Raw genomic sequence first — 22,224 nt, 5'->3', positions numbered from 1 at the left:
CCACTGGATCGTTGACTATTAGGTTGGTGGTACTTCTTGATATGCGGCGTGGCGCTCGATCAGTGTCGCGTGATACCACGCGCCAAATGCTGCTGAACGCGGAACCTCCAGCCCCAATTGATAAGCGTTCTCGCAAGCTCGTTCGAGCATCCAGCGTGCCGTCTCTTCGAGATCCGCAGTGAATTCGGGTTCGTCTACGTCACCAAAATGCTTGAGCGCATTTCGGACACGATTCAGCTCGTCGGCGGCCGCTTTGCGATCCCGTGGCGCGTAACCATTGAGGCGGCGATCGCGGGCGATCTGCAGGCCACACCTTCCCACCTCTTTGCCCAAAATCTCCTCGGCTGCACCGGCGAGGGTGATCACCGCGGCGAAGGCGTGGCACTCGAGAAACAGCCTAAGCGCCGCATCGAGTTGTGCGAGTGCGAGATCGATGCGATGGTAGGTTTGAGTAGGCACGTGTCCACCTCGTCTTGATTAGGGCGTGTTCGGCCGGCGGACATGACGAGCAACAGCCTTCGCGGCCACCGCGGAAACCAACCGGGCTGCTCCATTCATTTGCCGAAGCGCTCCATCTTCACATTGAGAAGGTCGTTTGCGAAGCTCCGGACGAGTAAAGCCTCCAGTTCGTTAATCAGCGCATCGTCCACCTTGTAAGCGGAAAAATACGTAGCAAGGTGACTCAAATGGCGTCTCGTCAGCCTTACTTGACGGGCATATTCATCAGACGTCCTGAACTCACCACGTTCCGGATGCTGAACGCGGTACACGCGTTGGGTCGTGTCGCGGTCCCGGTTGAAGGCCAGATTCATCTCCTTCCACAGACTTTGACGTTGCGCCTTGCCTACATACAGAGCACGCCCCCGTGAGTCGTAGAAGACATATATTCCGTGACTTTCCTCTAGCGCGCCCTTAAGACCCAGCAGCGCCTTGGTTGTGTTCGGCGGCCGCGTTGGAAACAGTTCTGCGGTTCCGTTAGTTGACCTTCGATAAGCCGAAAGCTGAAAATATTCAACGACCGGCGCAATCGCGCATTCATGCGCCGACTCCCGCCATGCTGCCCCGTGTTTTTGATGACGCATACTATAGCCAAGTCGTCGATATAACAAATCAGCTACATCCAATTGCATGTGAGGCTAAACTAGAAATACTCCTGACTGCAATTGTCGATCTTAAGACATTGGCGGATGCAAATTCACCTCAGCGTATCGCTACAGTTTTGACTCGAACAAAGGTGTCTCGCGCCTATTTGATATTCCTGGACGATCTCAAGCCACGCAACAACGCACTGATTACGAATCGTTGACCAATGCAATAAAACTTATCAGATTGCTCGAAAATGCAGGCACAAAGGTTATTGTTGGCTTCAGTGGGTTGGACGGAATTTTATGGAAGCACGCGGGTGCCACGGATCTGGCAACCGGGAAATTCTTCAATCTTCGACGCTTCGTTCCTGGAAGGTGGGATGATGCTGCTGACGGCGGTAAAGTTGTACCTTACTGGACCGATGATGGCTTGATCACCTGGCTTCGGGAACCAGATGTACAACTTCTTTTAAACGCGAAGTTGATCGATCGGCAAGCGGCTTCACACAATCCACATTCCGCCGAAATTTTGCAAATTCTAGATTCTAAATCAGGTACGCCATGGGTTGCCATCGGCTGGAGACAGTATCTTTACTGGTTCCAGGAAATGGAGCAAGCCATTGGTTCGGATCCGAATTTAGCCCTAAAACTACTCCGAGCAGCGAACAAGAAATGGGGAGAAATTGAAAAATCCGAGATACAACTGTATGACCGACTTAACAATGGTGAGTGGATTAGGCCGTGGATAAACGCCATCGCGGAGGCATCTCGCTAGCGGTCAGATCTCTCCCACTCTCCAGTGCATAAAGTCCATCTCAAGGCCGTCGACGGACGCTAAACTGAGACTTACTGGTAAATCGTCGGCGGCTACCCTTACTCTTCTGTGGACCGTTTGAGAATGACTCTCCGGGCGCGGAAATCTAACGGCACTCCGCATAGGGATTTCGAATCCCGGCCAGAGGTCAGCTCCAGCTCAAGTACGTCTCCAGCTGCCACCCCTGGCTAAACAATTCGCTCCAGAGATCGTCAGGAAGCTCCAGAACACCGTCGCCGCTCCCATCAGGGGCGTCCTGAATCTCCATGATCCAGCGCTTCGGGGGCAGTCACTTCGCTTCTCCACAAGATTCACACGATTGCGGGAGCCGATGTCATCAGGCCCCCCGTGATGCCGAGCGAAGCACTCAAGGGGCAACGGCATGCTACACCGGGTTCGACGTGCCGCGCGGGGCGTCGATTTCTCCGTAAGTTCGTGCGGACGAACTTCAAGCGTAAACGGGCGGGTAAACGCCTCCAATGCGAAAACAACAATACGGCGAGCGCGATCAAACGTTGTGCATAAACTAATATTGGCAAATATTATACGATCATTTCCCGCATGACGAGGCAAGTCTCACCAGTCATGTACGGAAGGCAGCCAATTATTCAAAGACAACTTATTGAGACTGCGGACATCTTTTCTGAGAGACAACACCAAACAAGCCCGCAACCCAACCACCCCCTCCCCCGTACCGGCATTCGTCAAACCAACTGTACCGGTACTGTACAGAAAACCGTCGCTAAACTGACCTCCATCCCAGTCCAGAACCGAACGGAGAATCCGCGATGGAATTCCTCACCCTCAGCGCGTTGCCCGCCGGCATGCTGTTCGCGCTCGTCACGTCGATCACGCCGGGCCCGAACAACACGATGCTGCTCGCGTCCGGCGTCAATTTCGGTTTCCGCCGCACCATGCCGCACCTGTTCGGCATCAGCATCGGCGTCGCGATCCTGATGCTCTGCGTCGGCTTCGGCCTCGGCGAAGCGTTCAAGCGCCTGCCGCTGCTGTACACGATCCTCGAAGTCGCGAGCGTCACGTACCTGCTCTACCTTGCGTGGCGCATCGGCACGTCGGGCGAAGTGAAGGCCCACGGCGGCAAGCCGCGTCCGATGACGTTCATCGAAGCCGCCGCGTTCCAGTGGATCAACCCGAAGGCCTGGATGATGGTGCTGACCGCCGCGACGACGGTCCGCCTGTCCGCCGACTACGGGATGAACGCCGCCTGGATGGCCGTCGTGTTCATCCTGATCGGCTTCCCGTGCATCTGCCTGTGGGCCGCTTTCGGCCTCGGCCTGCGCCGCTTCCTGTCGAACCCCCGCGCGCTGCGCATGTTCAACATGACGATGGCCGTGCTGCTGATCCTGTCGCTGTATCCGCTGGTCGCGCACCTGCTGGCGTAGTGAGCGCTCACCGCGTGCCCGTTGAGATTCGCCCGATGCAGGCGTACCCTTTTGTTACGGGCGCGCGCAGCCGTTTCGCCGGTTGCGCCGCTGCTGCCGGGAGAGTGCCGATGAAGCCATTGCTGAGGGCGGGCGAACACATCGAGGGGATGCACTGGATCGCCGAGTATCACCCGCTCACACACGAGATTCGCGTGCTGCGCGAAGACATCGAGATCGGTATCTACGGCGCGCCGCCAACGATGTTCGGCGAAGAGGAAGACATGGGCGCCGCGAACCTCGCCGATCATCGCAGCCGGGAGGCCGCGCTGCGCGCGTATCTGCGCAACTTCGTGAAGCAACACGACGCGGAAGAATAGCCGGCGACCCGCCGGCCGCCGTTTCGACGGGCCGGCGCATCGCACCGGCCCGCGCGTCGCTCAATGCCCGAGCGATTCGATCTTGCCTGCCGGCTGCGTCACGCCATGCGGCCGCGCCATCTGCTTGATCAGCAGCGCGACACACGCGAGCAAGCCCGCGACGGCGATCGTCGCGAACACGCCCGCGAACGAGAAATGCCGGCGCGTCAGCTCGGCGACGAGGAACGATCCCGCAATCCCGCCGAAGCGGCCGACGCCGAGCATCCACGCGACACCCGTGCCGCGCCCCTCGGTCGGATAGAACGCGGCGGCGAGCGCCGGCATCGACGATTGCGCGGTATTCATCAGCACACCGGCCACGAACACGACCAGCACGAGCAGCCCGACGTTGCCGGCCGCCTGCCCGATCGCATAGACGCTCACCGCCGTCAGCGCGTAGCACACCGCGATCACGCGGTTCGCGTTGAAGCGGTCCATCAGCACGCCGCACAGCACCGCGCCGACGCCGCCGAGCGGGAACAGCGCGGAGATCAGCGTCGCGCTCTTCGGCGTCAGGCCGGCATCCTTCAGCAGGATCGGCATCCAGTTGATCGACGCGTAGAAGATCACGAGCCCCATGAAGTACGCGAGCCACAGCATCACCGAGCCGACGATGTACGAGCGCGACAGCACGACGCCGAGGCCCTTGCTGCCGGTCTGCGGCGCGGCTTCGGTCAGCGCGAACGAGCCGGCGTTCAGCGCATCGCGCGAGATACGCGCGAGCGTCGCGCGAACCTTGTCGACGGCGTGGTGGTTGGCGACCATGAAGCGCACCGATTCCGGCATCTTCAGCAGCAACAGCACGCCGAGCAGCAGCGGCGTCACGCCGCCGAGGATCAGCACGCTGCGCCAGCCGAAATGCGGAATCATCCATGCAGCGAGGAAACCGCCGAACGCGGCGCCGAGCGGGAAGCCGCAGAACATCAGGTTGATCACGGTCGCGCGGCGCTTGTCCGGGCAGAACTCGCCCATCATCGTGACCGCGTTCGGCATCGCCGCGCCGAGCCCGACGCCGGTGATGAAACGCAGGATCGTCAGGTGTCCGATCGTCGTCGAGAAGGCGGACATCAGGCATGCGACGCCGAACAGGAACACCGAGCCGAGCAGCAGCGAGCGGCGCCCGAGCTTGTCGGACAGCGGGCCCGACACGAGCGCGCCGCACGCGAGACCGAACAGCGCGGCGCTCAGCACCGGTGCGAGATCAGGTTTGGTGAGGTTCCATTCGCCGAGCAGCGACGGCGCGATGAAGCCGATCGCAGCCGTATCGAAGCCGTCGAGCAGCACGATCACGAAACACATGAGGAATACGAGCCATTGAAAACCGCCGAACGGCTGCTCGTTGATGAAGGTCTGGACATCGACCACGGGTGTGCGATTCATCGCGAGTCTCCTGATATATACAAGCGACGCGGCCTCGGAACCACGTCTTGCCTTTATTCGCGCACCGGCCATCCGGTGCGCCGCGCGCCGATGCTCTGCCGGCACGTTCATTCATCGCCGAGGCCCGCGAACCATCCGCGGGCCTCGACTCAACATCGGACTACAGGTACTTAACCGGCCGCACCTAGGCGGCCCCATCCTGCTCCTTGAAGATCTTGTCCGCGAGATGGAACGCGGAATTCGCCGCCGGCACCCCGCAATAGATCGCGGTCTGCAGCAGCACTTCCTTGATCTCGTCACGCGTCACGCCATTGTTGCGCGCGGCACGCAGGTGCAGCGCCAGCTCCTCGCCGCGGTTCAGCGCCACCATCATCGCGATGGTCAGCAGGCTGCGCGTATGGCGCGGCAGGCCGTCGCGCGTCCAGATCTCGCCCCATGCATAGCGCGTGATCAGGTTCTGGAATTCGTCGGTCACCTCGGTGCGGTTCTCGAGCGAACGGTCGACGTGCGCGTCGCCGAGCACCGCGCGACGCACCTTCATCCCTGCTTCGTAACGTTCCTGGTCATCCATCGCCGGTGCCTCACGCGGTCAGGAAATCGAGCAGCGCGCGGTTGAAGCCGTCGGTGCACTCGATGTTCGAAATATGCGCGGCGTCGAATTCGACGTGCTGCGCACCCGGAATCGCGGCGGCCAGCGCGCGGCCCTGGTCGGGCGGCGTCGACATGTCCTTGGCGCCGGTCACGACGAGCACCGGCAGCGCGATGCCTTTCACCTCTTCGCGCAGGTCGGCTGCGTTCAGCGCGTCGCAGTTCGCCGCATAGCCGTCCTTGTCGGTATGCACGAAGGTGTCGCGGATCGCATCGAACAGGCGCGGCTCGCGTTCGACGAACGCGTCGGTGAACCAGCGCGGCAGCACGGCGTCGGCGAGCGCGGCCATCCCTTCGGCACGCGCCTTCTGCGCCCGCGGCGCCCACACCTCCGGCGAGCCGATCTTCGCGGCGGTGTTCGACAGCACCGCGCGAACGATGCGCGACGGGAAGCGTGCGGCGAGCGCCGCACCCGTCAGCCCGCCCATCGAGATCCCGCAGAAATGCGCGCGGGCGATGCCGACGTGGTCGAGCAGGCCGATCACGTCGCCGGCGAGTTGCTCGATCGTGTACGAACCGGCCGGCGCATCGGAATGGCCGTGGCCGCGCGTGTCGTAGCGCAGGATGTTGAAGTGCTGCGTGAGCGGGCGGATCTGCGGCGCCCACATCTGCAGGTCGGCGCCGAGCGAGTTCGAGAAGACGAGCCACGGCGCGTCGTCGCGCGCGGCACGGTCGATCCGGTAATGCAGTTTCACGCCGTTGACAGTGGCGAAAGGCATCAATGTTCTCCTGGTGATTGCGTGCCGGCATGCAGCGCGAGCACGGCGTCGACGTAGGCCTGCGCCTCGCCGACGTAATGAGCGGGATCGAGCAGCCGCGCGAGCGCGTCGCGCGACAGGTGGGCCGACACGGTCGCATCGGCGGCGAGCACGTCGAACAGCGTCGCGCCCGTGCGCACGGCCTCTTTCGACGCGTGTTCGACGACGTGATGCGCGTCGAGCCGGCCGATCTTGTCGCCGAGCGCGAGCATCACCGCTTCGCCGAGAATCAGCCCGCGCGTCAGGTCGAGGTTCGCGGCCAGGCGTTCGGTGTTCACGTCGAGGCCCGCCACGATCTGCGCGATCTGCGCCAGCGCGCCGCCGGTCAGCCGCGCGAGATCGGGCAACGCATCCCATTCGGCCTGCCAGCCGCCGAGTGCGCGCTCGTGTTCCTGGACCATGCCCGCGAACACCGTCGCGACGAGGTTCGGCGCACGTACGGCAGCCGTCAGCACGGCTGCGCAGCCGACCGGGTTGCGCTTGTGCGGCATCGTCGACGAGCCGCCCTTGCCGGCGGCGGCCGGCTCGCCGAGCTCGCCGACTTCGGTCTGCATCTGCAGCGACACGTCGCGCGCGATCTTGCCAAGCGTGCCCGTCAGCATCCCGAAGCAGGACGCGGCTTCCGCGATGCGGTCGCGCTGCGTGTGCCACGGCACCGCCGGCGCCGCGAGCTTCAGGTCCGCCGCCAGCGCGGCCATGACGCCGGCCGCGTGCTCGCGCAGGCTCGCGAGCGTGCCGGCCGCGCCGCCGAACTGCAGCACGAGCGCACGTTCGCGCAATTCGGCGAAGCGCGCGCGATGGCGCAGCAGCGCATCGAGCCATTGCGCGAATTTCAGGCCGAGCGTGATCGGCAGCGCCTGCTGCAGCCACGTGCGGCCGATCATCGGCGTCGCGCGATGCGTGCGCGCGAGCGCCGCGAGCGATGCGCATGCGTCGTCGAGCATCGGTTCGAGCACGTCGAGCGTGTCGCGCAACTGCAGCACGGTGGCGGTATCGATGATGTCCTGGCTCGTCGCGCCCCAGTGCACGAACTTCGCGGCCTCGGGGTCGTCGGCCTTCACCTGCGCGGTGAGCTGCTTGACGAGCGGAATCGCGAGATTGCCGCCAAGCGCCGCACCGTGCGCAAGCGCGTCGGCGTCGAGCCGGCTGGCCTCGCATGCGCGTTCGATCGGCGTGACCGCCGATGCGGGAATCACCTGCTGCGCGGCGAGCGCACGCGCGAGCGCGGCCTCGACGTCGAGCATCCGCTGGATCGTCGCGCGGGGCGACCAGATCCGGTTGAGCGGCTCGGTGCCGCAGATGAGGGAGGTCAGGCGGGCGCTGTCTTCGAGCATGGCATCAGATAGGGGAAACGGCGTGCGCCTATTGTCCACCCAAGCGTGCCGGCCTGCGCGCAAGCGCACGCGCCGGCACGCTCGGGGTTCAGGCGGCGGCCTTTTGCGTCGCGTCGATCAGCGGCACGCCGGTCAGCTTCTGCAGTTCGTCGAACGACAGGTCGGTGAAGATCTCGCTCACCGCGAGGCCGTCTGCCGTCACGTCGAGCACGGCGAGATCCGTATAGATGCGGCTCACGCACTGCACGCCGGTGACCGGATACGAGCACTGCGCGACGATCTTGCTTTCGCCCTGCTTCGTCAGGTGCTCCATCATCACGAACACCTGCTTTGCGCCGATCGCGAGGTCCATCGCGCCGCCGACCGCCGGAATCGCGTCGGGCGCGCCCGTGTGCCAGTTCGCGAGGTCGCCGTTCGCCGATACCTGGAACGCGCCGAGCACGCAGTAGTCGAGGTGGCCGCCGCGCATCATCGCGAACGAATCCGCGTGGTGGAAATACGCGCCGCCGGTGAGCAGCGTCACGTGCTGCTTGCCGGCATTGATCAGTTCGTCGTCTTCCTCGCCGGCCGCGGGCGCGGGGCCCATGCCGAGCAGCCCGTTCTCGCTGTGCAGGAAGATTTCCTTGCTCGGGTCGAGGTGGTTCGCCACCAGCGTCGGCACGCCGATGCCGAGGTTCACGTACGCGCCTTCGGGGATGTCCTGGGCGACGCGCTTGGCCATTTCATCGCGGGTCAGTCGTTTCATGTCGGGTCTCCTCAGGCGGCTTGGGACGTGGCGTGTTCGGCGGCCAGCTCGGCCGCGTGCGCGGCCTGCGGCACCTCGACGATGCGCTGGACGAAAATGCCCGGCGTCACGATGTGTTCCGGGTTCAGCGCGCCGAGCGGCACGACTTCCGACACCTGCACGATCGCCACCTTCGCGGCGCTGGCCATGATCGGCCCGAAGTTGCGTGCCGTCTTGCGATACACGAGATTGCCCCAGCGGTCGCCCTTGTACGCCTTCACGAGCGCGAAATCGGCGTGGATCGGCGTCTCGAACACATACGGCTTGCCGTCGATCACGCGCGTTTCCTTGCCCTCCGCGAGCTTGGTGCCGTAGCCGGTCGGCGTGAAGAAGCCGCCGATGCCGGCGCCCGCCGCGCGGATGCGCTCCGCGAGGTTGCCCTGCGGCACGAGTTCCAGCTCGATCTCGCCGGCGCGGTACAGCCCGTCGAATATCTGCGAGTCGCTCTGGCGCGGGAACGAGCAGATGATCTTGCGCACCTGCTTCGCCTTCAGCAGCGCCGCGAGGCCGGTCTCGCCGTTGCCCGCGTTGTTGTTGACGATCGTCAGGTCGCGCGCGCCCTGTTCGATCAGCGCGTCGATCAGCTCGGACGGCATGCCTGCCGTGCCGAAGCCGCCGATCATGATTGTCGCGCCGTCGTGGATGTCGGCCACCGCCGACTGAAGCGATTCGAAAATCTTGTTGACCATGTCTCTTCCTGATACGAACCCGCGGCTCGATGCGCGGCCTGTCGAGGGGACACGCGCGTGCCGCGTGCCGCGCCGGGGCCGATGTCGATCCCGGTTTTGTTCGCTATTCGAACCTAGATTCGATTAGCGAACGATGGGCCGATCATAGAGTCGCGCACAGCGCGTTGTCAAGGCGGGTTGCCTCGGGGGGCGCTGCGTCGTCGAACGGCAAGCCGACGTAGTTTTCGGCGAGCGACTGCGCGGCGGCCCGCGAGCGCGTCACGTATTTCAGCTCGGCAAACTTCAGGCGATTGACGAACGGCGAATCTTCCGGCGACGAATGCAGCATGTTCGTCATGAAGTACGAGAAGTGCTCGGCGCGCCACACGCGCTCGAGGCAGGTCGCGGAATACGTGTCGAGCAGCGTCGCGTCGCCGTTGCGGTAGCGCGCACCGAGTGCGCGGGACAGCGCACGGACGTCGGCCACCGCGAGGTTCATCCCCTTCGCGCCGGTCGGCGGCACGATGTGCGCGGCGTCGCCGGCAAGGAACAGGCGCCCGTGCTGCATCGTCTCGGACACGAAGCTGCGCATCGGCGTCACGCTCTTCTGCGTGATCCGGCCCTCGGTCGGCGTCCAGCCCGTGTCGTTCGAGAAACGCGTGTGCAATTCGTCCCAGATCCGCGTGTCGGACCATTCGGCGAGGTCTTCGTCGGGCTTGCACTGCAGGTACAGGCGCGTGACCGTCGGCGAGCGCATCGAGAACAGCGCGAAACCGTTGTCGTGATGCGCGTAGACGAGTTCGTCGAGCGACGGTGCCGCGTCGGCGAGAATGCCGAGCCACGCGAACGGATAGACGCGCTCGAACGTGTTCAGCCGTTCGGCCGGAATCGTCTGGCGCGCGATGCCGTGGAAGCCGTCGCAGCCGGCGATGTAGTCGCAGTCGATGCGGTCGTCGCGGCCGTCGGCATGCTTGAACGTGACGAACGGGTGCTCGCCCTCGACGTCGTGCAGCGCGACGTCGCTCACCTCGAAGTGCATCGCGTGGCCATGCTCGACGCCGGCCGCGATCAGGTCGCGTACCACTTCGTGCTGGCTGTAGACGGTGATCGCCCGCCCGCCGGTCAGCTCGGACAGGTCGATGCGGTGGCGCTGGCCCGAGAACAGCAGTTCGATGCCGTGGTGTTCGAGCCCTTCGCGGCGCATCCGGTCGCCGAGGCCGGCTTCGTTCAGCGTGTCGACCGTGCCCTGCTCCAGCACGCCGGCACGGATGCGGTTCTCGCAGTATTCGCGCGAACGCGCTTCGACGAGGATGGAATCGACGCCTTGCAGGCGCAGCAGATGGGAAAGCAGAAGGCCGGACGGGCCGGCGCCGATGATCGCGACTTGGGTGCGCATTGTTCGTCTCCTGAACATTAATTCGAATCGTTGAACACATTTGAGCGCTTTCCCGACTATGCGGCAACGCGATTCTGGAGATATGTTGTATACGTTTTGACGATACTGGCCTGGCGATGGATGCGCTCGATCTGAACCTCATTCCCTACCTCGTCGCGCTCGACGACACGCGCAACGTGAGCCGCGCGGGCGACCTGCTCGGCGTCAGCCAGCCGCGCGTGAGCACGGCGCTCGGCCGCCTGCGCGAGTACTTCGGCGATCCGCTGTTCGTGCGCACGTCGCGCGGGATGGAGCCGACCCCGCGCGCGCTCGCGCTGCTGCCGGCCGCCCGCGACGCGCTCGCGCAGATCGAGCGCGGCCTCGTCGCGCCGCACGACTTCGACCCGGCCGCGAGCACGCATACGTTCTCGATCGCGCTGTCGGACGTCGGCGAGATCGTGTTCCTGCCGAAGCTGCTGCAGGCGTTCGCGACGCGCGCGCCGCACGCGAACCTGCGCTCGGTCTCGCTCGCGCACGACGAAGTCGGGCGTGGGCTCGAAGCGGGTTCGATCGATCTCGCGGTGGGCTACTTCCCGGATCTCGACGGCAACAACTTCTTCCAGCAGCGTTTGTTCACGCACCGGTTCGTGTGCCTGATGCGGCGCGGCCATCCGTTCGAGCAGGCGCCGCCGTTCACGGTCGAGCAGTTCCTCACGTGCGGGCACGCGGTGGTGCGCGCCGAAGGCCGCAGCCAGGAAGTGCTCGAGAAATATCTCGCGAAGCAGCGCATGCAGCGCCGCGCGGTGCTCGAGACACCGCACTTCATGAGCCTGCCGTTCATCCTGAGCCGCACCGACCTGATCGCGACGGTGCCGCATGCGATCGGCTATGCGTACGCGGCCGAACACGCGTTCATCGTGCCCGTCGAGCCGCCGCTTGCGCTGCCGCGCTTCGACCTGAAGCAGCACTGGCATCGCAAGTATCACAACGATCCGCGCACCGCGTGGCTGCGCGGCGTCGTCGCGTCGCTGTTCAACGACGAGCAGGACGAATGGCCGAAGTGAGGGCCGGGCCCCAGACCGCACACACGCCCCGCGAAAGCATGAAACAATGCCCGGATTCCGCGCCGCCCCGGCGGCGGCATTCGATGGAGCAGATAGATGGCTAAAAAGAAGTCCGCACGGCCCGAGCCGGCCGCATCCCGACCGAGCCGCGAAGAAGCGGAAGACGCGGTTCGCGTGCTGTTGCGCTGGGCCGGCGACGATCCCGCGCGCGAAGGCCTGATCGACACGCCCGCACGGGTCGTGCGCGCCTATGAGCAGTTCTTCGCCGGCTATGCGCTGGAGCCGCGCGACATCCTCGCGCGCACGTTCAGCGAAGTCGACGGCTACGACGAAATGATCGTGCTGAAGGACATCCGCTTCGAGAGCTACTGCGAGCACCACATGGTGCCGATCATCGGCCGCGCGCACGTCGCGTATCTGCCGAATCATCGCGTGGTCGGCATCTCGAAGCTCGCGCGCCTCGTCGACGCGTTCGCGAAGCGCCTGCAGATCCAGGAAAAGATGACCGTGCAGATCGCGGACACGCTGTTCGACGTGCTGCAGCCGAAGGGCGTCGGCGTGATCCTCGAGGCCGCGCACCAGTGCATTTCCACACGCGGCGTGCACAAGCCGGGCGTGGAAATGGTCACGTCGCGCATGCTCGGCACGTTCCGCACCGATCCGTCGACGCGGCGCGAATTCCTGTCGATCGTCGCGAATCCTTCTTCCGTGAATCTGACGAATACGTAATGGAGCAGACGAAGCAAGCGGCGCACGCGCCGGTCGTGCTCGTGACCGGCGCCGCGCGCCGGGCCGGGCGCGCGTTCGCCGAGTATTTCGCCGCGCACGGCTATCGCACCGCGGTGCATTACGACCGTTCGGCCGATGCCGCGCAGGCGGCGGCCCGTGCGATCGCCGAGCGCGGGCACGATTCGGTCGCGCTGCAGGCCGACCTGTCGGATGCCGCGCAGATCACCGCGCTGATCGACCAGGTGTATGCGCGCTTCGGGCGCCTCGACGTGCTCGTCAACAACGCGTCGGTGTTCTGGCAGGACCATTTCCCGAGCTTCGACCTCGCGGCGTTCGACCAGGCGTGGGCCGTCAACTGCCGCGCGCCGATCCTGCTCACGCGAGCGTTCTACGAAAGGGCTCGCGCGGCCGGCGCGCAGGGTGTCGTCGTGAACGTGGTCGACCAGAAGATCAAGGAAAACTTTCACCGCGACCATTTCAGCTATACGGTCGCGAAGGCCGCGCTCGGCAACCTCACGCAGATGCTCGCGCTGTCGTCCGCGCCGGTGCTGCGCGTGAATGCGGTATTCCCCGGGCTGATGCTGCCGAGCGACGACCAGACGCAGGCGGACTTCGAGCACGCGAGCCGCGCCTCGACGCCACTCGCGCGCATCGCCGGCCCCGACGATGTGGCGAGCGCGATCCTGATGCTGACGGGCAACGCGTACAACGGCGTGGATTTCGTCGTCGATGCGGGGCAGAACCTGATCCGCGTCGACCAGGACGTGCTGTACAAACACCGCGCGCCCGACGGCAAGCACTGACCGGTGCGCGCGTCGACGGCCGGCAGCCGTCGGGCGCGCGCCGCGTTACGGCTTGTCGGCGCTCCCGCCTTCTCGCACCTTGCCCTGCGCGACGCTCGTGCCGGGCGGCACGCTGTGCGTGAGCCACACGTTGCCGCCGATCACCGAGCCGCGCCCGATCGTCACGCGACCGAGAATCGTCGCGCCCGCGTAGATCACCACGTCGTCCTCGACGATCGGGTGCCGCGCATTGCCCTTGACCAGCGCCCCTTCGCCATCGGCGGGGAAGCTCTTCGCGCCGAGCGTGACGGCCTGGTACACGCGCACGCGCTCGCCGATGATCGCCGTCTCGCCGATCACGACGCCCGTGCCGTGGTCGATGAAGAAGCTCGGGCCGATCTGCGCGCCCGGGTGGATGTCGATGCCGGTCGCCGAGTGGGCGATTTCATTGATGAACCGCGCCAGCAGCGGCACACCCAGCTGGTGCAGCGCATGCGCGAGCCGGTGATGCATCATCGCCAGCACGCCGGGGTAGCACAGCAGGATCTCGGTGATGTGCTGCGCGGCCGGATCGCCCGCATACGCGGCCTGGATATCGCTGACGAGCAGCGCGCGGATCGCCGGCAACTGCCGGCCGAATTCGCGCGCGATTTCGAACGCGCGTTCGTCGAGCTCGGCGAACGGCGTATCGGCATGCTCGGGCAGGAACGGCAACGCACGGCGGATCTGTTCGGACAGGATGCGCAGCGTGCTTTCGAGCGTGTGGCCGACGTAGAAGTCGACGCTTTCGTCGGTCAGATCCGCTGCGCCGTAGTGCGTCGGAAACATCGACGCGCGCAGGCCGGTCACAATCTTGCAGATCGCATCGCGCGACGGCAGCTCGCGAATGCCGCGCGGATGGCGCGTGCGATGGAGTTCCTCGCGCGACTCGCGCAAGCCGGCGACGATTTCTTCAAGGCCCCACTGACGGGCGGGTGATGTCGACATATGCCAATGCAGGCGGCCGCGCTCGGTCGCACGGCCGCTAATAAAGTGACGGGTTCCGCAAGATTACCGCGTTTTTTGTCCGGGAGCGGCACGCCGGGGCTCGGCCGGACGGACGATGGCACGGGATCGCGACGACGTCAGATCGTGATGCTGCTCGCGTCGATCCATCGCACGGCCCAGTCGCGCGCGTGCGCGATCGCGTCGCCTTCGTCGTTGAACTGGAGCTCGATCGGGAAAAATCGGTTCGCAACGAGTTCCCCGTCGCTCGATCGGGAGATCACGACGTAGGGCTTGAACGAACCGTCGCTGGCGCGCGCGGGCGCGCAGTTCAACAGATAACCGCGGTGCGTGAAGGCAGTAGTCGCTTGCATGAATCCGCCACCTCTAGTCCCTTGCTTTGTTGTTCACTACCCGTCTTTAAGGGTGCTCGGCCCCCCGGTGCGGGCAGAGGCGGCGCGACTGAATCCCCTGTCGCCGCTTCGCAGGAAAAGAATCATACTCTGTAGAAAACGCGTCTTCTAGCTGAAATAAATCACGACAAATCAGTGCGCGTCGGGCGACCGCGGCGATCGCCCGCGCGCCTTTTCCCGTCATGCCCGGAACGGGATTTGCTTCGATCCGGAACGCTTCGCCGCGAGGAGAGCCGCGATGGAATCATCCGGTCAAACCGGTCGTTCGCGTCCGCGCAGCATCGAGCTCGACAACGACGACACGCACGACAGCACGGTCGATACCGATGGCAAGAACCGCGAGGCGTCGCGCCTCGCCGGCGGCGGCCCGATCTCGCCCGACCAGATCACGCGCAGCAACGCGTCGCTCGTCAATGCGATGCCGGAAGCCGGCGACGGCTTCGCCGGTTTCGACAGCCGCCCCGGCGGCAATCATCCGGCGTTCGCGCTGCGTGCCGGCTACATGGTGATCGAGAAGGGCTTCGACGCGCCGCCGCCCACGAGCGACGCGCTGTTCGGCCCCGTCCACCGGATGTACGGCAGCACGTACTGGCCCGGTCACCAGCGTCGGCCGGAGCGCGTCTTCGAGCTGACGGCCGTGCCGAGATAGCCGGCGCGGCGTTTGAATCGGTCGTTCGTTTGCGGATCGGTATCGGCCGACAGCCGATGGCCGGGGATCGGCGTACGCGACCGTGCGCCGATCGTGTGCCGGCAACCGCACGATGCACGAACGAATGATTCCGCGCAGCAGCGCGGGCGGCACCATGCACGCCGTGAATTGCACTGACGCACATGCGTTGATCGAGGTCATGTCGAAACGGCGCGGTTGCGCTTGAATGGCGATGCGGGCAATGCATCCGCGTGACCGTCGTGTCGTGTCGATGCGATCGGCGTGCGCGGCGCGGCGTATGCGTGCGCCACACGCGACACCGATGCGCGCACATGCCTTCCCGCCGACCCTGCAGACAACAGCGGCCACCACGTCGCACGCAACGCGTCGCGTGTCGCAGCATGCGTAGGTGCGTTGCCGTGCGCCGCGGAAACCGCAGCGGCGCCGCCGCGCGGCACGACCGGCACCTCACTGCAAAGTCCCGGCCGTTGGTTTACTCTGCCTCGCAGCATTGCGCATTGCCCAGCCCGATCGGCCATCCGGCCGACTTCGTTTCAACCCGCCACTCGGAGACACTATGTACAAGCGTATTCTGGTTGCCGTCGACGGCAGCGACACGTCCCGGCACGCGTTCGATGCCGCGCTGGCGCTCGCGAAATCGCACGGCGCCGAGCTGCAACCGTTCTACGTCGTCGAGAACGCCGCGATCTACTACAACGTGCCCGGCTACGATCCGTCCGTGCTGCGCGATCAGCTCGTCGCGCAGGGCAACGCACTCGCGAAGGATTTCACCGCGCTGATGCAGGCAGCGGGCGTGAAGGGCGAGACGAAGCTGGGCGAAGCAACGTCGCTCAACGACGTATCGTCGCTGATCCTCGAGGGCGCGCAAGCGTTCGATGCCGATCTCATCGTGCTCGGCACGCACGGCCGCCGCGGGTTCCGCCGCCTCGTGCTCGGCAGCATCGCCGAGCAGTGCGTGCGCCACGCGACGCTGCCCGTGCTGCTGATTCCGGCGGCCGCCAACGTCGACGAAACGGCCGCGTAAGCAGCGTTCGGCATGCGCGGGCAGTCGCGACGTTTTGTCACCCGACAGCAGCAAGTTGCGGTGGGACAATGATTCCGTCGATTCAACGCCGGAGTAAACGATCATGCTGACGCCCGTCGCCACACGTCCCGCCGCCACGCCTCATGCCGGCAGCTGGGCTCCTCGCCAGGCCGCGCACTGCTCGACGTGCGCCATGCGGCACCTGTGCATGCCGCAGGGCCTGGCACCCGAAGCGCTCAGCCGCCTCGAGTCGGTCATCTGCGCGGCGCGCCCGGTCAAGCGCGGCGAAGCGCTGTTCCGCGAAGGCGACGCATTCGACAACCTGTACGCCGTGCGCTCGGGCTCGCTGAAAACCGTCGCGACGCGCCACGACGGCCGCGAGCAGGTCACCGGCCTGCATCTCGCCGGCGAAGCGCTCGGCCTCGACGGCATCTGCGACGACACGCATCCGCGCACCGCGGTCGCGCTGGAAGACAGCTCGGTCTGCGTGATTCCGTACAGCGCGCTCAAGGCACTGTGCTCGGAAGCCGGTTCGATGCAGTTGCGCATGCACAAGCTGATGAGCGAACAGATCGTGCGCGAAACGTCGCAAACGATGCTGCTCGGTTCGCTGAATGCCGAAGAGCGTGTCGCCGCGTTCCTGCTCGACGTCTCGTCGCGCTACCTGAAGCGCGGGTACTCGCCGTCGGAATTCAATCTGCGGATGACGCGCGAAGACATCGGCAGCTACCTCGGCATGACGCTCGAAACGGTCAGCCGCACGCTGTCGAAATTCCAGAAGCGCGGCCTGATCGAGATGCAGGGCCGCCACGTCCAGATCGTCGATTTCGACGGCTTGCATCACGTCTGATGTGACGCCGCACGGCGCGCACCTCGCGCGCCGCCTGCGTCACGCGATCGGTCAATCGAGAAACAGCGCGGCGCGCGCCTTCAGCGCCGCGCTGAAATCGTCGAGCCAGCCGATCGACAAACGCCAGCTCTGCCAGTAAAGGTCGATGTCGATCGTTCGCCCGCGCGACATGTCGACCAGTTCACCCGCCGCCAGTTGGCGGTCGACCATCCGGTCCGGACACATCCCCCATCCCAATCCCGTTTCGCACGCACGCAGGTAGCCCGCGACGTGCGGTATCCAGTGCTGCGGCGGATCGAGATCCGCGCGCGTCACGCGCCGGATGAAACGCGCCTGCAGCCCGTCCTTCGGATTGAACATCACGCACGGCGCGCGGCGCAGCGCATCGCGCGTGATGCCCGCGGCGAAGTAGCGTTCGTAAAACGCCGGCGAGCACACCGCACGGTAGCGGATGCGCCCGAGCCGCTCCGACCGGCACCCCTGGATCGGCTCCGCCTGCGCGGTCACGGCGCCCTGCACGCTGCCGTCGCGAATGCGCGACGCGGTGTAATCCTGGTCGTCGATCACGAGGTCGAGCAACGTTTCGCGCTCCGTGCAGAACGGCCCGACCGCGTCGATGAACCACGTCGCGACGCTGTCGTCGTTGACCGCCACGCGCAACGTCGGCCACGTGCTCGCGATCTGGCCCGGTAATGCGGGCATCCGGCCGCCCAGTTCGGCCTCGAGCAGTTGCACGCGCTCGGTATGCCGGCACAGCAGCGCACCCGACGTCGTCGCGACGCATGGCTGCCCGCGCTTGACGAGCACGCTGCCGACCCGCTCCTCCAGCAGTTTCACGCGCTGCGACACGGCCGACGCCGTGACGTTCAGCTCCTTGGCCGCCCGCTCGAACGAGCCGTGCCGGATCACGGCCGCGAGGGCATCGAGCAACGCGTAGTCGAGCATTAGATTTCCTTAATCGGCATTAGGTGATTTAGCTTCTCTTATTTTCAGGCTGACCGCAGACTAGCGCTACCCGATTCATTCGTCTACTGCTTCCACTGCTGTCACCCATCATGAACTGGCTCGCTTTTTCCCACGGCGCCGCACTCTGCGGCTCACTCATCGTCACCATCGGCGCGCAGAACGCATTCGTGCTGCGGCAGGGCATCATGCGCTCGCACGTCGGCAAGATCGTGCTGCTGTGCGCACTGTCCGACATGATCCTGATCGGCGCGGGCGTCGGCGGCGCGTCGGCGCTCGTCGAACGCTATCCGACGTTCGTCCATGCGGTGCTGTACGTCGGCCTCGCGTATCTCGCGTGGTTCGGCATCAATGCGCTGCGCCGTGCGTTCAAGCCCGGCCACGAAACGCTCGACGTGCGCGGCGACGCGGTCGCGCCGCCGCCGCAGAGCGGCCTCGCGATCGTGCTGATGACGCTCGCGTTCACGTGGCTCAACCCGCACGTGTATCTCGACACGTTCCTGCTGATCGGCACGGCCGGCGCACGCGAGCCGGAAGGCGCGCGGCTCGCGTTCGCGATCGGCGCGATGTCGGTCAGCGTCGTGTGGTTCCTCGGGCTCGGCTACGGTGCGCGACTGCTGGCGCCATGGTTCCGCAAGGCGACGGCGTGGCGTGTGCTGGATGGCGCGATCGGCAGCATGGTGCTGTTTCTTGCGGCGGTGCAGTTGCGCTGACCGGCTCGCCAATGCGCGGGCGGCCGCTTGCCGCCCGTCGTCCCGCCCGCTTCGGCGCAATGCCGGAGCATCCACGCTCCCGCCCGCCGCCCGCCTCCCGCCATCCACCGCTGCGCGTCACCTCGCGCCAGCCGCGACAAAAAATCGGTTCCCGATCGAACGCAACCACGCGAAACACCCACACAGCGGACAGGTTGTCCGTCATCTGCGTCATGCCGTCCGCCATCGCGACGATGCGCCGCCTGCACGATTCGAAGCGATCGGCGAGAATGTCCTGCGTCCCGCGACAACGGCGTGACCGCACCACGTACCCCGTCGTCTCGCCGTGATCGTCTCGGCCCATCCCGCAGTTCCATTCCGTCACCCGCAGATATCGGAGCAGAACATGGCACTACGCACCCTCGGCACATCTAACATCCAGGTTTCGCCGCTCGCGTTCGGCGGCAACGTCTTCGGCTGGACCGTCGACGAGAACACGTCGTTTGCGCTGCTCGACGCGCTCGCCGACACCGGCATCAACTTCATCGACACGGCCGACGTCTACTCGGCCTGGGTTCCCGGCAACAGCGGCGGCGAATCGGAAACGATCATCGGCAAGTGGCTCAAGCGGTCCGGCAAGCGTGAGCAAGTCGTGATCGCGACCAAGGTCGGGCTGCTCGCCGCGCGCGCGGGGCTGACCCGCGACAACATCCTGAAAGCCGCCGACGATTCGCTGCGCCGCCTGCAGACCGACTACATCGACCTGTATTTCTCGCATCGCGACCTCGCCGATACGGCCCTGCTCGAAGAAACGCTCGGCGCCTATCAAACGCTGATTGACGCGGGCAAGGTGCGGATCATCGGCGCATCGAACTACAACGGCGCACGGCTGCGTGAAGCGGCCGACATCAGCAAGCGCGACGGCCTGCCCGCGTACCAGGTCATCCAGCCCGAATACAACCTGCTCAACCGCGCCGACTACGAGCGCGATCTCGAACCGGTCGTGCGCGACCTGAAGCTTGGGGTCGTCAACTACTACGCGCTCGCGAGCGGGTTCCTGTCGGGGAAGTACCGCAGCGAGGCCGACCTGAAGAAGAGCGTGCGCGGCGATCGCGTCGCCGGGTATCTCAATGAGCGCGGGCTGCGTATTCTTGCGGCACTCGATGCGGTAGCCGAGAAGCACGGCACGCAGCCGGCCGCGATCGCGCTTGCATGGCAGATCGCGCGGCCGACGATCACCGCGCCGATCGCCAGCGCGACGTCGCTGGCGCAGCTGGCATCGCTCGGCGAAGCGATCCGGGTTCAGCTCGATCAGGATGACATTCGCCGGATCGACGAGGCGAGCGCGGTCTGAAGTTAGTGGTAGCGAGCCGGTCGATCGGATCGTGCATTCTGCGCGGCTCCGCGATCGGCCGGTATCGTGTGCGCGCTCGCATCACAGCCTTCGCGGGGGCGGGTCATTCGTGAACGGCGGGTGGATACAACGGCTCGGGTCCGGGTGGCGCGCCGCACAATCTGCGATGCGTCGGTGATGCCGCGCATCGTGTCCGGCAACACGAACGCGCCGACGATCATGATCGCGGAGCGCTGCGCCGAATTCATGCTCGCGGAGTAACGCAACGCGGCGCGCGGGCGTTTTCCTTCCCGACAATAAAAAACGGCGCGTGAAACACGTGCCGCCGCTCCATCCGCATCACCTGCCGGAATCACCCCCCGTCCGTCCGCACCGCCTCGCGCAGCGCCATCGGCGACGCGCCATAGCGCTCGCGAATCGCACGGCTGAAATGAGCCTGGCTCGAAAAGCCCCAGCGAAACGCGATTTCGCCGACGCTCGTCTTGCGCAGCCGCGCATCGGTCAGCTCGCGATGCGCATGCGACAGCCGCTCCGACCAGATGTGCTGCGTGATCGACTCGCCTTCGGCCGCGAAGAGCCGGCTCAGATGCCGCAGCGACAGCCCGACCGCATCGGCGACGGCCTGCGGCCCGAGTTCCGGGTCGCCCAGATGCGTCGCGATGTACTGCTTCGCGGTCAGCAGATACGACAGCGACGCACGCGACGCGCCCGCGCCATTCACCTCCGCATCGATGAGTTCCGCGACCAGCGTGCGCGTGTGTTCGGCGAACCGCGCGGCGTCACGCTCGACCGGATCCTTCATGAAGCGCTCGACGCTCGCGCGCAACGTCGCGCCGAGCATCGCGCCCGCGCCCGGTTTCGGCGCGATCCGCAGCGGCAGCGCCGCCAGTTCCGCATCGAGCCGGTCGTCGAACGTCGTGATCGGGATATCGATCAGCAGCTGCCGCATCGGCGTCAGGAATCCGAACAGATAGGGCACGCGCGTGTCGTAGACGACGACATCGCCGGCGTCCGCGAGCAGGCAACGGTCCCGCTGGATGAAATACGCGCGCCCGCTCAGGATCTGGCACGCGAACAGCGACTCCTTCGGCAACTGCCGCACCAGCGCGGGGCTGCGCTCGATCACGTGATCCTGGCCGCTGATGTCCGCGATGCCGAGGCCCGGCAACGCGATGTCGGTCTTCTCGACCTCGAGCCCGGCCGGCGACAGCGACGAACAGCGCAGCCCGACCAGCGTCGCCGCATTGAACGCATCCCAGTACGCCATCCTGTCGCGCGCCGGCACGTCGGCCGTCGAGCCTCGCGTGCGGGAAAAAACGGTCGAATTCGTCACGTCGCCTCCTGCGGGCGCCTGTCGTGCGCAGCGGCACGGATTGGGGGATGGTTCGTCTGGATTTTGGTGCGATGCAATGTCCGGCGCGGTCAAGCAATTCGTCCAGCCCAGTCAAGAGCGGCGCGCACCGGCTGGCTAAAGTCGAGCCCACGACAACCGATACCCAAGGAGACAAACCGTGGTCGACAAAGCCGTAGCCGAATTCTGGCAAAACATCCCGCCGATTGCCAATCCGTTCAAGCCCGATGCACTGCCCGAAGCGTACATCGCGGACGCAGCCACCGACGACGAGCGCTATTACGTTCCGTTCACCGAAACGGTTTCGTCGCGGCCGCTGTGGATCTCCCCGTCGCAGAACAAATGGTGCGACATCCTGATGGCCAAGGAAGCCGGGCTCGTGAACCGGCACTATCACCCGCACGAGGTGTTCGCTTACACGCTGTCAGGCAAGTGGGGTTATCTGGAGCACGAATGGACCGCGACACGCGGCGATTTCGTGTACGAGACGCCGGGCGAAGGCCACACGCTCGTCGCGTTCGATCACCCGGAGCCGATGCGCGCGTTCTTCATCGTCAAGGGGCCGCTGATCTGGCTCGACGAAGCAGGCAACCCCGACGGCTACTTCGACGTGCATTCGTACATCGCGATGTGCAAGGCGCATTACGAGCGGGTCGGCCTCGGCGCGCAAGCAATCGAGAAGCTGTTCCGCTGACGTGCGG

At 65.4% G+C, this 22,224-nt stretch carries 25 protein-coding genes and 1 pseudogene; 13 read left to right on the top strand and 13 right to left on the bottom strand.

The window, feature by feature from the left end:
* Positions 1 to 18: 18 nt before the first annotated feature.
* Together CFB41_RS17320 and CFB41_RS38645 are read right to left on the bottom strand one after the other, a co-directional pair.
* Positions 19 to 459 (bottom strand): hypothetical protein, encoded by a 441-nt coding sequence (locus CFB41_RS17320; protein ID WP_179250078.1) that lies wholly within the window; start codon positions 457 to 459, stop codon positions 19 to 21.
* Positions 460 to 554: 95 nt separating this feature from the next.
* Positions 555 to 1,130, bottom strand: a complete 576-nt coding sequence (locus CFB41_RS38645; protein ID WP_256941073.1) for a hypothetical protein — start codon at positions 1,128 to 1,130, stop codon at positions 555 to 557.
* A 172-nt stretch (positions 1,131 to 1,302) separates the two neighbouring features.
* Here CFB41_RS38645 and CFB41_RS38640 point away from each other — a divergent pair, with 172 nt between their 5' ends.
* The 3 genes from CFB41_RS38640 (at position 1,303) to CFB41_RS17300 (ending at position 3,661) form a co-directional block, all read left to right on the top strand.
* The gene (locus tag CFB41_RS38640) at positions 1,303 to 1,860 is read left to right on the top strand and encodes a hypothetical protein (protein WP_256941072.1); all 558 of its coding nucleotides are present in this window, start codon (positions 1,303 to 1,305) and stop codon (positions 1,858 to 1,860) included.
* Between the two features lie 827 nt (positions 1,861 to 2,687).
* Positions 2,688 to 3,302 carry a LysE family translocator gene (locus CFB41_RS17305; RefSeq protein ID WP_089457258.1) on the top strand — a complete coding sequence of 205 codons (615 nt, stop codon included), beginning with the start codon at positions 2,688 to 2,690 and terminating at the stop codon, positions 3,300 to 3,302.
* Positions 3,303 to 3,412: 110 nt separating this feature from the next.
* Positions 3,413 to 3,661 carry a hypothetical protein gene (locus CFB41_RS17300; protein WP_089457257.1) on the top strand — a complete coding sequence of 83 codons (249 nt, stop codon included), beginning with the start codon at positions 3,413 to 3,415 and terminating at the stop codon, positions 3,659 to 3,661.
* Between the two features lie 60 nt (positions 3,662 to 3,721).
* Here the strand turns inward: CFB41_RS17300 and CFB41_RS17295 are convergent, their stop codons facing one another.
* The 7 genes from CFB41_RS17295 to pobA form a co-directional block, all read right to left on the bottom strand.
* Complete coding sequence (locus tag CFB41_RS17295; RefSeq protein WP_089443675.1) at positions 3,722 to 5,080, bottom strand: MFS transporter; 1,359 nt, start codon at positions 5,078 to 5,080, stop codon at positions 3,722 to 3,724.
* Between the two features lie 184 nt (positions 5,081 to 5,264).
* A complete protein-coding gene (pcaC, locus tag CFB41_RS17290; RefSeq protein WP_046548861.1) occupies positions 5,265 to 5,651 on the bottom strand; it encodes a 4-carboxymuconolactone decarboxylase in 387 nt (128 codons plus the stop codon).
* Positions 5,652 to 5,661: 10 nt separating this feature from the next.
* Positions 5,662 to 6,447, bottom strand: a complete 786-nt coding sequence (pcaD, locus tag CFB41_RS17285) for a 3-oxoadipate enol-lactonase (RefSeq protein WP_039344475.1) — start codon at positions 6,445 to 6,447, stop codon at positions 5,662 to 5,664.
* Entirely contained in the window at positions 6,447 to 7,820 is a 1,374-nt protein-coding gene (locus tag CFB41_RS17280) for a 3-carboxy-cis,cis-muconate cycloisomerase (protein ID WP_089457256.1), read from the bottom strand. The genes pcaD and CFB41_RS17280 overlap by 1 nt, the downstream gene beginning before the upstream one ends.
* Positions 7,821 to 7,908: 88 nt before the next feature.
* On the bottom strand, positions 7,909 to 8,565 hold the full coding sequence (locus CFB41_RS17275) for a CoA transferase subunit B (RefSeq protein ID WP_089457255.1): 657 nt from the start codon (positions 8,563 to 8,565) through the stop codon (positions 7,909 to 7,911).
* An 11-nt stretch (positions 8,566 to 8,576) separates the two neighbouring features.
* Positions 8,577 to 9,293 (bottom strand): 3-oxoacid CoA-transferase subunit A, encoded by a 717-nt coding sequence (locus CFB41_RS17270; protein ID WP_039344485.1) that lies wholly within the window; start codon positions 9,291 to 9,293, stop codon positions 8,577 to 8,579.
* A 142-nt stretch (positions 9,294 to 9,435) separates the two neighbouring features.
* Positions 9,436 to 10,668: a 4-hydroxybenzoate 3-monooxygenase gene (gene pobA / locus CFB41_RS17265; RefSeq protein WP_089457254.1), complete on the bottom strand. Its 1,233-nt coding sequence runs from the start codon at positions 10,666 to 10,668 to the stop codon at positions 9,436 to 9,438.
* 116 nt (positions 10,669 to 10,784) lie between these two features.
* On the opposite strand from pobA, the gene CFB41_RS17260 reads away from it, so the two are divergent.
* The 3 genes from CFB41_RS17260 to CFB41_RS17250 all read left to right on the top strand — a co-directional run bounded on the left by CFB41_RS17260 (position 10,785) and on the right by CFB41_RS17250 (position 13,243).
* Positions 10,785 to 11,711: a LysR family transcriptional regulator gene (locus CFB41_RS17260; protein WP_069250399.1), complete on the top strand. Its 927-nt coding sequence runs from the start codon at positions 10,785 to 10,787 to the stop codon at positions 11,709 to 11,711.
* 96 nt (positions 11,712 to 11,807) lie between these two features.
* Entirely contained in the window at positions 11,808 to 12,440 is a 633-nt protein-coding gene (folE, locus tag CFB41_RS17255; protein WP_021157584.1) for a GTP cyclohydrolase I FolE, read from the top strand.
* Positions 12,440 to 13,243, top strand: coding sequence for an SDR family oxidoreductase (locus tag CFB41_RS17250; RefSeq protein WP_089457253.1), 804 nt, complete (start codon positions 12,440 to 12,442; stop codon positions 13,241 to 13,243). The genes folE and CFB41_RS17250 overlap by 1 nt, the downstream gene beginning before the upstream one ends.
* Before the next feature lie 45 nt (positions 13,244 to 13,288).
* Here the strand turns inward: CFB41_RS17250 and epsC are convergent, their stop codons facing one another.
* Together epsC and CFB41_RS17240 are read right to left on the bottom strand one after the other, a co-directional pair.
* A complete protein-coding gene (gene epsC / locus CFB41_RS17245) occupies positions 13,289 to 14,209 on the bottom strand; it encodes a serine O-acetyltransferase EpsC (protein ID WP_089457252.1) in 921 nt (306 codons plus the stop codon).
* A gap of 137 nt (positions 14,210 to 14,346) precedes the next feature.
* On the bottom strand, positions 14,347 to 14,580 hold the full coding sequence (locus tag CFB41_RS17240; protein WP_011356723.1) for a hypothetical protein: 234 nt from the start codon (positions 14,578 to 14,580) through the stop codon (positions 14,347 to 14,349).
* Between the two features lie 277 nt (positions 14,581 to 14,857).
* Here CFB41_RS17240 and CFB41_RS17235 point away from each other — a divergent pair, with 277 nt between their 5' ends.
* The 3 genes from CFB41_RS17235 to fnr all read left to right on the top strand — a co-directional run bounded on the left by CFB41_RS17235 (position 14,858) and on the right by fnr (position 17,163).
* The gene (locus CFB41_RS17235; protein ID WP_089457251.1) at positions 14,858 to 15,268 is read left to right on the top strand and encodes a DUF3005 domain-containing protein; all 411 of its coding nucleotides are present in this window, start codon (positions 14,858 to 14,860) and stop codon (positions 15,266 to 15,268) included.
* Positions 15,269 to 15,845: 577 nt separating this feature from the next.
* Positions 15,846 to 16,313, top strand: coding sequence for a universal stress protein (locus CFB41_RS17230; RefSeq protein ID WP_089457250.1), 468 nt, complete (start codon positions 15,846 to 15,848; stop codon positions 16,311 to 16,313).
* A 103-nt stretch (positions 16,314 to 16,416) separates the two neighbouring features.
* Positions 16,417 to 17,163, top strand: coding sequence for a fumarate/nitrate reduction transcriptional regulator Fnr (fnr, locus tag CFB41_RS17225; RefSeq protein ID WP_059523493.1), 747 nt, complete (start codon positions 16,417 to 16,419; stop codon positions 17,161 to 17,163).
* Between the two features lie 51 nt (positions 17,164 to 17,214).
* Here fnr and CFB41_RS17220 read toward each other — a convergent pair whose 3' ends face one another.
* Positions 17,215 to 18,108 carry a LysR family transcriptional regulator ArgP gene (locus CFB41_RS17220; RefSeq protein WP_089443686.1) on the bottom strand — a complete coding sequence of 298 codons (894 nt, stop codon included), beginning with the start codon at positions 18,106 to 18,108 and terminating at the stop codon, positions 17,215 to 17,217.
* 110 nt (positions 18,109 to 18,218) lie between these two features.
* On the opposite strand from CFB41_RS17220, the gene CFB41_RS17215 reads away from it, so the two are divergent.
* From CFB41_RS17215 to CFB41_RS17205, 3 genes and pseudogenes are all read left to right on the top strand, one after another.
* The gene (locus tag CFB41_RS17215) at positions 18,219 to 18,839 is read left to right on the top strand and encodes a LysE/ArgO family amino acid transporter (protein ID WP_089443687.1); all 621 of its coding nucleotides are present in this window, start codon (positions 18,219 to 18,221) and stop codon (positions 18,837 to 18,839) included.
* 385 nt (positions 18,840 to 19,224) lie between these two features.
* On the top strand, positions 19,225 to 20,172 hold the full coding sequence (locus CFB41_RS17210; RefSeq protein ID WP_089457249.1) for an aldo/keto reductase: 948 nt from the start codon (positions 19,225 to 19,227) through the stop codon (positions 20,170 to 20,172).
* A 120-nt stretch (positions 20,173 to 20,292) separates the two neighbouring features.
* Positions 20,293 to 20,433, top strand: a pseudogene (locus tag CFB41_RS17205) (GMC oxidoreductase); the annotation flags it as partial.
* Between the two features lie 91 nt (positions 20,434 to 20,524).
* Here the strand turns inward: CFB41_RS17205 and CFB41_RS17200 are convergent.
* Positions 20,525 to 21,505: a helix-turn-helix domain-containing protein gene (locus CFB41_RS17200; protein ID WP_089457248.1), complete on the bottom strand. Its 981-nt coding sequence runs from the start codon at positions 21,503 to 21,505 to the stop codon at positions 20,525 to 20,527.
* A gap of 178 nt (positions 21,506 to 21,683) precedes the next feature.
* Between CFB41_RS17200 and CFB41_RS17195 the strand changes: the two genes are divergently transcribed.
* Positions 21,684 to 22,217, top strand: a complete 534-nt coding sequence (locus CFB41_RS17195) for a 2,4'-dihydroxyacetophenone dioxygenase family protein (protein WP_089443698.1) — start codon at positions 21,684 to 21,686, stop codon at positions 22,215 to 22,217.
* The last annotated feature ends 7 nt before the right edge of the window (positions 22,218 to 22,224 follow it).

It is taken from the genome of Burkholderia sp. AU33803 (assembly GCF_002223095.1).
GTDB lineage: Bacteria > Pseudomonadota > Gammaproteobacteria > Burkholderiales > Burkholderiaceae > Burkholderia.
The sequence above is the reverse complement of the archived record's forward strand: the minus strand, read 5'-3'. Positions and strand labels throughout refer to the sequence as shown.